This is a genomic window from Candidatus Zixiibacteriota bacterium (assembly GCA_040753495.1).
Classification (GTDB): domain Bacteria; phylum Zixibacteria; class MSB-5A5; order GN15; family PGXB01; genus DYGG01.
This window is the reverse complement of record JBFMEF010000125.1, coordinates 1-12,679: the sequence shown is the minus strand read 5'-3', so window position 1 is coordinate 12,679 and position 12,679 is coordinate 1. Positions and strand designations below refer to the sequence as shown.

The following is a 12,679-nucleotide window of genomic DNA, read 5'->3' as shown; positions in this document are numbered from 1 at the left end:
CGGCGTATGCCATATCCTATCTAAGCAGTCCGGGGACATATTCGTTTTATCTGAGTGATGATACCTGCGGATTCAGTTTCATTCTGAATAAACAGCATGAGCATATTGTCGGCCAGCTGACCGGGGTCACCTTGCCGCTAACGGGAAACTATTGGGTTACGGCCGGGACAGCGCCATTCCCCTTCGGTTATCATGTAAGTTCGGAGCAGGTAGTCAATGCCACCGGTGAGTTCCATATTTATGTGTGTGACGGTAACTGGACTTTCAATCCGCCGACAATTCCGGGGTATCCGACTCCGGAGCCTCAATTCATAGTGATTTCGGAAAATCGGGATACCACTATTAGTCTCGTCTTTGACTATTCCTCTACCGATGCCCACGGCGGCACGGAGCCATCCCTGCCAAATTCGTACGCGCTGAACCAGAACCACCCCAATCCCTTCAACGCCGGTACTGCTATTAGTTTTGAGCTGCCGGAGCGCGCTGATCTGAATATCACCGTTTACAATATTTTAGGACAGCCGGTCGCGGTTATCGCCCAGGGAAGTTTCCCGGCCGGTTCTCATACGGTTGAATGGAACGGCAATTCCGAGAATGGCGCCGAACTTTCCAGCGGTATCTATTTCTACCGAATGACCGCCGGACAGAGAGTCTTTGTGAAGAAAATGGTGGTTTTGAAGTAGCCCGCCTTATCGGAATATATATCCCCTTTGATTCGGATTTCCCGAATCAAAGGGGATTTTTTGATTCAATTTATCTGCATTTCCTTAATCAGATTTGGCGCCGGGAATACTTTTTCCATTATAAACAGCACATAGCGAATATCGACCGAAATGGTGCGGGTGATGGCGGGGTCAAACTTGTAATCGGACGTCATCGCCTCATAGTTGCCGTCAAAGGCAAGCCCAACCAGTTCCCCTTTCCCGTTTAACACCGGGCTTCCCGAATTGCCGTTGGTGATATCATTGTCGGAGAGAAAATTGACCGGTATATCGCCCAGCGAGGGGTCGATATAGTCGCCATAATCTCTTTTCTTGAATGCCTCCACTAACTGCGGCGGGGCATCAAAAGGGTCAATGCCGCTGTTCTTCTCCATCACTCCTGAGAGTCTTGTCAAATAATGGTACTGCACGGCATCGCGAGGGGAGTACCCCCGAACGGTACCATAATTAAACCGAATAGTGCCGTTGGCGTCAGGATAGAAATTTTCCTTCTTCCACTCGGCATAAGCCGAGATAAGCAGCGGCTCCAGTTTGGTCATAGTGCCGTCAAAGGCTTTTTCCTTATTGCGGATTTCCTCGCGGTCAGCTTCAAGTTGGGACGCAAAATCAACAAAGGGGTCCCCCTGCTGGAGCAGTTCAGCGCGCTTCATCCGGAACATCCGGAGACGGTCCTCGGTGTTGACCAGTTTCGTTCCGGCGTACAGGCGGTCGGCGAACTCGTCGATTTTAGCCGTAATTTGGTCGGCGCCAACGCCTGTAAACTGGTTTTCCACGGCGGCAATCTTTTGTCCTTCCGGCAATTCCCGCGCCCGGCGCAAGAAGTACTTGAATATCTCTTTATCAACCGCCGGCACCAGGTTTATCTGCCCGTAGGTGAGCGCTTCGATATAGTCGAGCGTATCGCGATTCTGGTACCCGGCCTCGCGGTCGATATCTTTCTTGCTCTTCTCCAGCGACCATTTATTAATGTAGGAGGCGAATTTCAGCAGGTCGGTGCGATAAACCATCCATCCCAGAATGAAATTCTTGTCGCGGTATTTTTTCTTCTCGGAGTAGAGGCTGTCGAACTGCTGAAAGATTCGGCCGTACTTATCGAGAAGTTTCTTATCCGACTTTATGAACTGCATGAGCGCCAGTTCTTCCTCAACTTTGCTCTGCAGTAAACTGCTCCGCTTAAAACCATCGAGCATTCCCTGATTCTTCTTGAGGTAGTTGTAAAGCCCTTTGAGAGGGGATGAAAGCCGTATGGCGACTGCCGAATCGCGGGCGGCGGCCGCTTCCATGATAGCAATCAAGTCCTGCCGCAGTTTGATGTCGCGGGGATAGGAGTAATTGACCATTTCATCAGTGGCTAAAGATATATCGTAGCGGCTGGTGGTTCCGGGATAACCGATGACCATGACAAAGTCATCGGCGCCGACGCCGGCTTTGGAGACCGGGAAGAAGCGCTTGGGACGGTACGGGACATTCCTTGTATCATAGTCGGCCGATTTGCCGTCGGGGGCGACATAGCCGCGCAGCAACGTAAAATCGCCGGCATGCCGGGGCCACATCCAGTTATCAGTTTCGCCGCCGTAATCGCCGATAGAGCGCGGCGGCGCATAGACCAGCCGAACATCGCGTATCTTGAAATAAGTGGTCATTATATATTGCTTCCCCCCGAAGAAGCCGGAGATGCGGCATTCGACATCTTTCCCCTTTTCGGAGCGGGCAATAATCCGCTTGATAATTTTCTCAATCTCCTGATGCCTCTTGATACCATCCCAGGCGGGGTCAATTGCTCCCAATACCTGTGAAGTAACATCTTCCCGCGAGAGTATCACATAAAGATTAAAACCGATAGCCTGTATCTCTTCGGCGCGGTTATTAGCCACAAAGCCGTCTTCGAGATAATTATGCTCCGTGGTACTTTGTCGCTGAATGGCGGTAAAAGCGACATGGTGATTGGTAATGACCAATCCGTCCGGCGAGACAAAAGAGCCGCTGCTTCCGGCAACATTGACGGCGGCGTCGGAAATACCGCCCCCCGCCGGATTATAAATCTGCTCAAAGGTCAGCTGCAAGCCGAGACTTTTCAGTTTGTCATAGGGGAGACGGTCAATATCCTGAAGATTCCACATCCCTTCATCAGCCAGCGCCGTCAACCCCCCGGCAAGAACGGTCAGGACGATACAGAAAAAGTACCTTCGCGCTTTCATCATTTTGGTCCTCCAGATAACTTTGACAGGAAAGATAGGAGATGACTGTCGGTCAGGCAACCCCGGAGTTCAAGATATTTGGTCAGATTTTTTCTCCGGCGCCATCCCAGGAGGCGCTTGACAAATAGTTTTTGGATTGCTTATCGTTGCGGAGAGAACGCGCCAAATCCACTAAGTCTTAAAGGACTGATATCGGTCATATGAAATTCAGCGTGAAGCGTCTGGCGAAGGAGCGTCGGGAAGACTTCTTTCTGGTGCATAACAGCGCCAACGATATGGGGTGGTGTTTCTGCACCGCCTGGTGGGTGCCAACCTGGGAAGATTGGCCCGACCGCACCGCCGAACAGAACCGCGAGCTGCGGGAGAGTCTCTTTGGCGACGGGACTTGCGACGGCTATCTTCTTTATGCTGACGAACAGCCGGTAGGATGGTGCCAGTGCTGCCAACGCGACCTTCTGCCGAAAATACGGCAGACCTACAATCTGGTGCCGGACCATGAAGTCTGGGCGGTCTCCTGTTTTTTTATTCATCCCCACTGGCGTGAAATCGGACTGGCGCACTTTTTCCTTGCCGAAATAGTGAAAGACCTCAGCCTTTCTGGTGTTCGAATCCTTCAGGCTTTCCCGCACTGCGGCAGAAAGCTGGAAGCGCACGATATCTGGACCGGGCCGGAGTCGATATTCATAAAATCGGGATTCAGAATTTGCCAGGAAGACCCGGTGCATCCGGTCTATGAATTGAATATTCCCGTCTGAAAAATAATACTTACCGCCTTTCTCAAAATTTCAGTAGAATCTGCCGCGCCGGAATCGTAGAATATGGCGCATGTTTGACGAGCAACCTTCGCGTGTTTCTATCTCCCGCTGTGAGAGCTATTCTATAGACATCCTTCAGTCCAGACTAAAACAGCTTCTTCAACCTCTGGGCGGAATGGAAAAATGGGTAAAGCCGGGGATGAAAGTTCTTCTGAAGCCGAACCTCCTCTCCGCCCGTTCTCCGGATGCGGCGGTGACCACCCATCCGGAGCTGGTTGCGGCAATCGCCCGGGAGGTGAGGGCGCAGGGGGGAGAGGTTGCAGTCGGAGATTCTCCCGGCGGCGGCGTGAGAGAAATCAGTGATGTTTGGGAAAAGACCGGATTAGCGGAAATTGCTGCGCGTGAGAACCTGCGACTGGTAAATTTTGAAGGCGCCGGCGTCGTCAGATACCCCGTCAACGGGCGGGATTACTATATTTCGCGACCGGTGGTAGAAGCCGACCTGATAATTAATATCCCTAAACTCAAAACTCATGTGCTGACCATGCTCAGTGGGGCTGTAAAAAATATGTTTGGAATTGTCCCCGGGTTCCGCAAAGCCAATTACCATAAAGAGGCGCCGACTCCCGATGCCTTCGCTCAAATACTGGTCGATATTCTCTCCCTCAGACCGCCCGACCTCAATATCATGGATGCCGTGCTGGCGATGGAGGGAGAAGGTCCCTCCTCCGGAACGCCGCGATGGATGAATCTGTTGCTGGCATCGTCGGACCCGGTCGCCATAGACGCCATCGCCGCCTGCATCATTGGAATCAGGGCTGACGATATCCCCACGACTAAGATTGCATCCGAATCAGGGCTCGGTATCGGCTGGCCTGAGGCGATTGAGGTGGTTGGAACAAGGCTACAGGATGCGCTCTGCCCCGATTTCAGGTTGACTTCTAATCGCAAGATGAAATTGATTCCGGCCCCGATTTCGAGATTTCTTGGCAGATATATCTGGATTCGACCGGCGATAAATACCGCAAACTGCTCGCAATGCTATCTCTGTGTCGATGCCTGTCCGACCGGAGCCCTTTCATCAACGCCAACAGAATATCCGGCAATTGATTATGAGAAATGCATTAATTGCTGGTGCTGCCATGAAAGTTGTCCCTCAAAAGCGGTCGATATTGAGCAATCCTGGCTTGCCGAAAGGTTCATAAAATGATACTTCGCAGGAACTGCGCTGTCTAAATTAATGCTTGACAAATAGTTTCGGAAATGTTACTATCAGTGTAGCATAAACTGCGAGAGGAATCAAGACAGGCAAATTCGTTAATTAAATAATAGAACGGATAGAATACTCTTTCCGTTCAAGGTGCGTTAAGGAGTAAGCGTCATGAAATTGACCAAGGCTTTAGCAATTAATGTTGCTCTGGTCATGGTTTTGATCTGTTTCGGCGCCCCGGCCGTGTTTTCATCCGATGAACATCCCTGGGATCAGGAAGGTGGAGACAACGGCATTGGCGGCACAGGCACCGACTCTACCGGAATCAGACCTACGTCAAATGTCGGGTATAATCCGACGGGAAAAGATGGTCTGAACCAGATTAACTATTTATTGGTTATAGTACGGTACAGCATAGAGTCCGGTTATTATGCCGTCAGCCAGAAGTTCACTAAGAAGGGCGTTGGTAAAATAGAGAAAGACAAAATGACCTGTGTTAATTCCAGGTAACTAAAAAGTGACATATAATGAGCCTTACCTCACATCAAAACTTGGATTTTGATAACAGGCTTCTTGAAATTGAAGAGCAGTATCGCCTGAGAAAGCCTGATATCGCCGGCGAGAAGTTGAAGGCGCTGGAAACTTCCGGGTACGCCCCGGAAGGGTATGAATTAGGCCTCTACAAATCGCTTAAGGCGCAGGCGCTTTTTAATGATGGGAAGTACAAAGACGCTATGAAATTCGCTCAGGAGGCAAGCCGGATGCTTGCCTCTTCCGCTTTTCATCAGCGCATCGGCAACAATCTCTTCCTGCTCCACAAAATCTACATCGCCATCGGTGATACCAAGAGTGCCGAGAGGTATGCTCATGACGCTTACGCCTTTTATCGTCAGGCTGATTTCCGAAGCGGCATGGTGGATGCCCTCAATGGGCTGGGGCAATTGGCTTTTATCCGCTGCGATTTTCAGCAAGCCACCGATTATGTCATCGAAGCGGTTGACCTCTCCCGGGGCGACAATGTCCGCATGGCGCGCCTGATAGGTAACCTCGGACGCATCGAGATTCTCAACGGAAACTGGGTTTCGGCTGAAAATAATCTGAAAACGGCCCTGCGGCTTGCCGATGAGCTGAGCCTGCCTATTTCCAAAGCGAGAAATCATCTTTCGCTCGGTTATCTGCATATCCGCCAGCGGCAATTCAACACCGCCTCGCGGGAGTTGAAATCGGCGCAAATCATCATTGACAAGGAAGATTTCAAGAGAGAGCGGGTGATTCTTGCCGAATACTCAGGAGAGCTTGCTTTTGAGATGGGTGACCTTGTCCAGGCGAAGCGGATTCTCCATGACGCTCATAATATGGGCCGCGAATTAGCGCCGGAATCGACCCTGGTGACTCAGGTAACACGCCGACTGGCGCAAATAGAATATTCCCTCGATAATCTGGATGAAGCCCTCAAGTTTGCCCAGAAGTCCTTTGACCTCTCCGTAAAAGTCGGCGAGAAGACCGAAATCGGATTGAGTCAGATGGTTATGGCCGAGGTCTTCTGCGCCCGAGGCAATTATAACGCCGCCTATGAATATGCTATGAACGGGTTAGAGTTACTCCGCAAGGTGGCTGACCCTTATGATGTCGCGCGTTCCTTACTGGTTCAGGCCGATATCTTCATCCACTCCGGGGATGTCAATCGGAATATAATCGATAAGACCTTTGAAGAGGCTTTCCGGATTTTCAATTCTTTAAAAATTTTCTACTGGTCCGCCGAGACCCGCTTCCGCCAGGGGACTTTCTGGTGCCAGCAGGGGAATATTTCGAGCGGGTTTAAGAATCTTCACGAGGCGGAAAAGATTTTTGAGACCATCGCCGAGAAGACGCGGATCAGGAGTATCCGAGTATTCTTGCAGGAGCTCTCGCGTCACGCTGTGGAGCGGTCTCTCACTATCGACAACGAATTCAAGATTTTCGGCAATTACTTTACCGACCGGGAATATCTGGACCTTAAGTCAGGCAAACTTCAGGAGATAATTGGAATTCTCAGCAAGCGAACCGGAGCGGGACGGGTGGTCGTGCATAATTTCGGTCCGGACGGCGGCGATCTCTTTTCCAATATTAATCTGAGCGACCATCAGAAGAAGAAATTTATCCAGCAGTTCACCGAGCTGCTCGGGGAGGAATTTAGCAAGGACCGTCCGACCCTGATTTTGGATTCCCGCCGCGACCCCTTCATAAATGAATTGCTTCAACCGGAAAAGGGAAAGGTAGTCGCCAGCGTGATTGTAACGCCCCTCTTGCGGGGGGGTGAAATCGCGGGGTATGTCTATCTCGACCGGGAATCGTCCAATGGCAATCTGGCGCCGTTTGGACAGCGGGAACTCAATTTTGTGGTTGGTTTTGCCGACCTCATCGCCCTCAAGATGGCGGAGTATGAGCGGTATCTTCTGGAAGAGGACAACAAGCGTCTTAAAGCGCAGTTGCTGGAGCGCTCGGCATTTCCCAATATCATCACTCAGAACAAAGAGATGCTGGAGATGCTGGCGCGGATACAGCAGGTGGTCAATTCCGATATCTCCATTCTAATCGAAGGGGAGACCGGTTCCGGAAAAGACCTTCTGGCGAAAACTATTCATTACAACTCGGAGCGGCGGGACAAAAAATTTATCTCTGTCAATTGCGCGGCGCTTCCCGAAACGCTTCTCGAATCGGAGCTCTTTGGTCACCGGAAAGGGGCATTTACCGGCGCTGACCGCGATAAGACCGGTCTTTTTGAGGAAGCGGACGGCGGAACTTTCTTCCTGGATGAAATCGGCGATATGCCGCTTAGCATACAGGCGAAAGTCTTGCGGATTCTCGAAGAAAAGGAAATTGTGCGGCTGGGGGAGACCAGGCCGATTAAGGTTGATGTCCGCATTCTCTCTGCCACCAATAAAGATTTGAAATCGGAGATGGAAGCCGGAAGGTTCCGTCAGGACCTCTATTATCGTCTGACCGCTCTCTGTTTCAAGATTCCGCCGTTGCGGGAGAGACGGGAAGATATACCGCTTCTGATTAAGCATTTTGCCGGGGATAATCATCGCTTTTCGCCCGAGGCGTTGCGAATGATGGTGGCTTTCGATTGGCCCGGCAATATTCGGGAACTGGAGAACGAGGTCAAGAAGCTTACTTTGCTGTCCGGTGAAAGCGGGATTATTGACCTGCCGCTTCTTTCCGGAAAGATTATTTCGGCGCAAAAGGGTGAAGCCCGGGACGGTTTTGAGCTGAATACCGACGTCAGTTTCAACGACCGTTTCACCTTGTATGATTATCTTGCTGAATATGAGAAGCGCTTCATTTTGAAAGCTCTTCGCGAGCAGGGGGGAATCAAGAAGCACGCGGCGTCGATTCTCAATATTCCGGAGTCAACTCTTCGCTTGAAAATCAAGCAGTATAATATTAACCTGGAGAATCTCGGGGCGGCTTGATTTCGTCCGGCGTTTTTTCCCTTGAAAATCTGATATATCCATCTCATTCAACCATCTTCTTTGGCTGGGCTTCTGAATTTATAATCTGCCGGCACATGCCTTAATATCGCCTTTGTTGAGTCACTGGCAGGAGCGCGCCTCTGACAGGGACGTGCTGTATGTCCGCATAAATCTTCTTGATTTTAATTGGGGAATGACTAAATTCCGATTTCCGGTTTATGCCGGAAACTATGATTGGCATATCTGAATAGACCGGAGAGGTGTCCGAGTTGGTCTAAGGAGCACGCCTGGAGAGCGTGTATCCCCTAAAACGGGATCCTGGGTTCGAATCCCAGCCTCTCCGTATTAATCACTTCTAACAAATCTTTCCTTTATCTATCAATAAGTTATTGACAGAATGTTCTCCGATTTCGTATATTTCTAACAATTGTCTAACGGTTTTGAGCGGTTTCATGGCAAGTATTCAGTCCAAAAAGACGAAGGCGGGAGTCAAAATCTACTATGTCGTGGTCTCCGTCAAGGGCCGCCATAAGTGGATCAAAGCTGGGACCCAGGCTGATGCAAAGGTTTTGAAGAAGAAAATTGAGGCTTTGAATGCGACAGAAAGGCTTGAGAAATTGGGAATTTCCAGCCGCGACAAGCGGATTGACGAGTTCTTTCAGGAGTACCTTGACCATGTCAGGCTAAGGACCTCCCCTAATAGCCATAAGAGGTATAGAGCCGCATTGAATGCCTTTATTGCCTTCTTGAGGATCTTTCATAGTAATCTGAAGATCCTAAGACAGATTACACCTGAGACCATTGAAGATTTTCAGCAGAAACGCTTGGAATCAATTGAACTCAAGACCTTATCTGATGATGAGAAGCCTGGGAATCATCTCCACAAGAGGCTTCCTTTGCCGCAAACAGTCAATTATGAAGTAAGTGTCATCAGATCGGCCCTGATTTGGGCTCAGGATAGAGGATTGATATCATTGGTGCCAACACGGAAAGTCAAGCCTTTAAGAGCGAAGCTGACAAGACAGGCTCGAGTTCTTACCATTGAAGAATGCAAACTTCTTCTGAAGACTGCCAAAGAAGTGGCAAAGACTGACAAATCGATGAGAGTCTATCACGATGCTTTTCAGTTCTTGCTCAATACTGGCTTAAGGTCTGGGGAGTTATGCAATCTGACTTGGGATGATGTTGATCTTAAGACAGGATTAATCAGGATCCGGCCTAAAGAAGATTGGACACCAAAGAGTTACTCCAGGGAATTCTTTCTTAATGAAAAATCGGTCAAATTGCTGGGTGGGTTTGGCAATAAAGAGGGGTATGTTTTCAAGACCGCTTCTGGCAAGCAATTGGAGCCTGATAGGTTGAGAGTAGTATTGATCAAAGTGGCAAAACTGGCAGGAATCAAAGGCTTAACCAGAGTTCATGATTTGAGGCATACCTTCAACAGCTTGATGCAGATGAATGGAGTCGACCCAGCAACTATGGGCAAGATTCTCGGTCACAAAGACATCGAAACCACAATGATTTATACTCATCAGACGCAGGAGCACTTGAGGAAGAGTATAGAGAAAGTGGGGGTGTGAGACCGAAAGATATTTATATGCTTGATTGCTCAGGTATTAATGACCAAGGAACTGGAAACTCCAAATCCAATGTTCGCACAGTTCAATCGGGCGCTCAGACTTCCATAATGATGACCATGGCGGACACTCAAGATATATCACTCTCCAATGCCCTTTAAGTCATGCTCCATTCAACTAATAAATGAACCATCGTTGCCGATAACTTATATATGATGCTCTCAACACATAGTCACACATCTCCAACCTGGTCTGCACGTGACGAACATTCTTGTGAATCAGAGATTGAACTCGTGAATCAGATGAGTGACTATGTCCGTAGGAAAGCAGGCAAAGGATACAGAACACTAATTGCTCGCGAAATAGCCGCTGTTCTCAGCCCAGGAACTGCAATACCAAGTGAAATTCTAGAGTGTCTTGAGTCGTTACACACATTTACATTGATTCACGACGACGTTGTTGACAACAGTCCAATGCGTCGTGGACAAGATACATTGTGGAAGCAATACTCCAAGGATCTAGCTATCCTCTACGGAGATTACCAGCATGCCTTTGTATTTCAAAGATTGGCCGAATCGAGAGACGTACCTGAATCATTTCGTATCCCTCTAATCGAGGCATTCGCATCTGCAAGTATGAGGGTACAAGAGGGCCAGATTGCGGAATTGCAGCATCTCTTTGATGTTAGAATGGACCAACTGAAATACTACAAGATAGCCTCATTGAAGACATCCTCCTTAATCAGTCTCTCAGTCTTCATTGGGGCAATATTCGGACAGGCTTGCGAGAGTGCTATCAGCGAGTTGATGCAATTTGCGGACTACTTCGGTATTGCCTACCAGATATACAATGATATCATTGACTTTACCACTTCCCATGGTAAGTGCGCATCTGATGATATTAGATCTGGTGTTATGTCTCTCCCACTAATAATTTACTGTGACAGTATGCTAAGGGCTTGCGGAAGATATCCTTCACTCGAAATGTCGGCATCAAACACTCAAATCCGTGAAGCTGTGGTCACGGATATATTGAGACTCAATATCCTGCAACAGGCATCGAGCATATGTCGCATGTATTCTGATGATGCGGAGTACCATCTCAAATCAGCTCTACAAACCGTAACTGCTCCAACAATCGGGGAAATCCTTTGTAGATTTAGGGGTGTCTTGACGGGTTTCAGTTGCACTTAGAAAAACGATGCCTTAGGAATGTGACATACAGTGTTCTCAAGAATAGTGTACCAATTTCAACTACTGTTCTAATCCCAAGTAATATTGTCGATCATAGTTATGACACAATGATATAGCATTCTGTATGCTTTCAGTAATCAACACGCCTTTCCAATTCAGCTTGTCTCCTAAACTTGGCCACCATTCGGGAGTAGTCGGCCTTTAGTGTCTCGAAGTCTTCGTTAATATTGCTCCACTCAGGCACACTACGGAAATACCGTTCGGTAGAGGCGATATAACATCTTGTGCATTCACTGTAAAATCTATCAAGTTCGGCTTTGTCTTTTGAAAGGAGCATTCTTCTGTAATATACATACCCCTTGTTGTGCATGCACATGCCTGTGAACTGTTTCTCTTCCAAAGGGTTTATGTTCGATTCATAAAGAGCGGCAGCTTCACTCAGAGCGTTCGTGTCATTGCACTCGATCGACATATAGTAGGCAAGATTCGCTAGTACCGTTCCTTTCAAATGCATATCATCTTCCATTATAACATGGTCTCTGTTCGTCCTGGAATCTAAAGCGCGCAAGACCTTCTTGCATCGTTCGATGACCCATGCTTGTCCAACATCCCCAGATAGCCATCCATGTCTTGCCAAAGTCCCAACCGCGAATGCCGAAATATGCAAAAGCCGTTCGTCGATTTCTCCTTCAGATATGGTGTCTTCATTTATCCATCCTTCTACTAATGATACAAGATCGCGAATGATCTTCCTCCTAGCCTGAACTACTTCTTCATCTGAGGGCTTCTGCTTCAGTGACTTCTCAAGTTCCTGTCGCATTTCGAACACCTGCCTGATTCTGGCCTGCGCATGAATGACTCGGAATTCTTTCTTAAAAGGGAACTCCTTCACTTTCAATGAAAGCATTCTTTGGCTACCGTGCACTACTAGGTCTGTATAACCCAATGCCAGAAGTAGTATCAACAAAACCAATCTTCTTTCGAGGCCATTCTTATCAGTGTCCGTCGGTTTCATCTCCACGCACCAATAATTTTCCCGGGAATTGTTAACATTTGAGCAGCCTCGGATAATCCGTGATACCAATTTACGAAATTCATCGACGTCTCGCTTCCGTTTCATCGCGAGGTCCTCTGGAAATTGGAGCATGCTCTTTAGCAATGATATATCACCAACCAATTTAGGTGTATCGACCTTAACACGAAATGGAAATAGCATGAACTTTCTATACACCTCACCGAAGTCTGCTCCAGTAAGTGAAGAACAGGACACCACTCCACCGAATTCGCTTTCCAACAATATCTTCTTAGTGTCAATTGCTTCCAGAATCTTATCAAGATTCGACTCGAGCGATTTCAAAACAGATATTACCGGCTGGACATGACTCTTCAGGCGTGACTTCGAATAAGTATTGATATCAAAGGGATCTATGTCAAAAAAGGACCTATAAGACTCCCTCAACTTACTACACGATGTTATCATATGATCTCCGAATAGTTCCTCTCTTATCATCTTGACGCCTTCCCAAATACCATAGATCTCCTCTGGTAATTTCTTCTTTGCATCGCACT

The 12,679-nt window shown here is 48.4% G+C and carries 9 protein-coding genes and 1 tRNA gene; 8 read left to right on the top strand and 2 right to left on the bottom strand.

Annotated elements, in window-relative coordinates:
- Positions 1-683, top strand: a 683-nt coding sequence (locus AB1690_08145; GenBank protein ID MEW6015279.1) for a T9SS type A sorting domain-containing protein, incomplete at its 5' end; no start/stop codon positions are given.
- Positions 684-748: 65 nt separating this feature from the next.
- On the opposite strand, the gene AB1690_08140 is transcribed toward AB1690_08145, so the two are convergent.
- Positions 749-2,923 carry a S46 family peptidase gene (locus AB1690_08140; protein MEW6015278.1) on the bottom strand — a complete coding sequence of 725 codons (2,175 nt, stop codon included), beginning with the start codon at positions 2,921-2,923 and terminating at the stop codon, positions 749-751.
- A gap of 197 nt (positions 2,924-3,120) precedes the next feature.
- On the opposite strand from AB1690_08140, the gene AB1690_08135 reads away from it, so the two are divergent.
- From AB1690_08135 to AB1690_08105, 7 genes are all read left to right on the top strand, one after another.
- Positions 3,121-3,675: a GNAT family N-acetyltransferase gene (locus AB1690_08135; GenBank protein ID MEW6015277.1), complete on the top strand. Its 555-nt coding sequence runs from the start codon at positions 3,121-3,123 to the stop codon at positions 3,673-3,675.
- A gap of 175 nt (positions 3,676-3,850) precedes the next feature.
- Complete coding sequence (locus AB1690_08130) at positions 3,851-4,885, top strand: DUF362 domain-containing protein (protein ID MEW6015276.1); 1,035 nt, start codon at positions 3,851-3,853, stop codon at positions 4,883-4,885.
- 171 nt (positions 4,886-5,056) lie between these two features.
- Positions 5,057-5,395, top strand: a complete 339-nt coding sequence (locus AB1690_08125; GenBank protein ID MEW6015275.1) for a hypothetical protein — start codon at positions 5,057-5,059, stop codon at positions 5,393-5,395.
- A 17-nt stretch (positions 5,396-5,412) separates the two neighbouring features.
- Positions 5,413-8,340, top strand: a complete 2,928-nt coding sequence (locus AB1690_08120) for a sigma 54-interacting transcriptional regulator (protein MEW6015274.1) — start codon at positions 5,413-5,415, stop codon at positions 8,338-8,340.
- Positions 8,341-8,594: 254 nt separating this feature from the next.
- Positions 8,595-8,683 (top strand) — tRNA-Ser (locus tag AB1690_08115).
- 109 nt (positions 8,684-8,792) lie between these two features.
- Positions 8,793-9,920 (top strand): tyrosine-type recombinase/integrase, encoded by a 1,128-nt coding sequence (locus tag AB1690_08110; GenBank protein ID MEW6015273.1) that lies wholly within the window; start codon positions 8,793-8,795, stop codon positions 9,918-9,920.
- Between the two features lie 209 nt (positions 9,921-10,129).
- On the top strand, positions 10,130-11,110 hold the full coding sequence (locus AB1690_08105; protein MEW6015272.1) for a polyprenyl synthetase family protein: 981 nt from the start codon (positions 10,130-10,132) through the stop codon (positions 11,108-11,110).
- 130 nt (positions 11,111-11,240) lie between these two features.
- Here AB1690_08105 and AB1690_08100 read toward each other — a convergent pair.
- On the bottom strand, positions 11,241-12,679 hold a 1,439-nt coding region (locus AB1690_08100), incomplete at its 5' end, for a hypothetical protein (protein ID MEW6015271.1).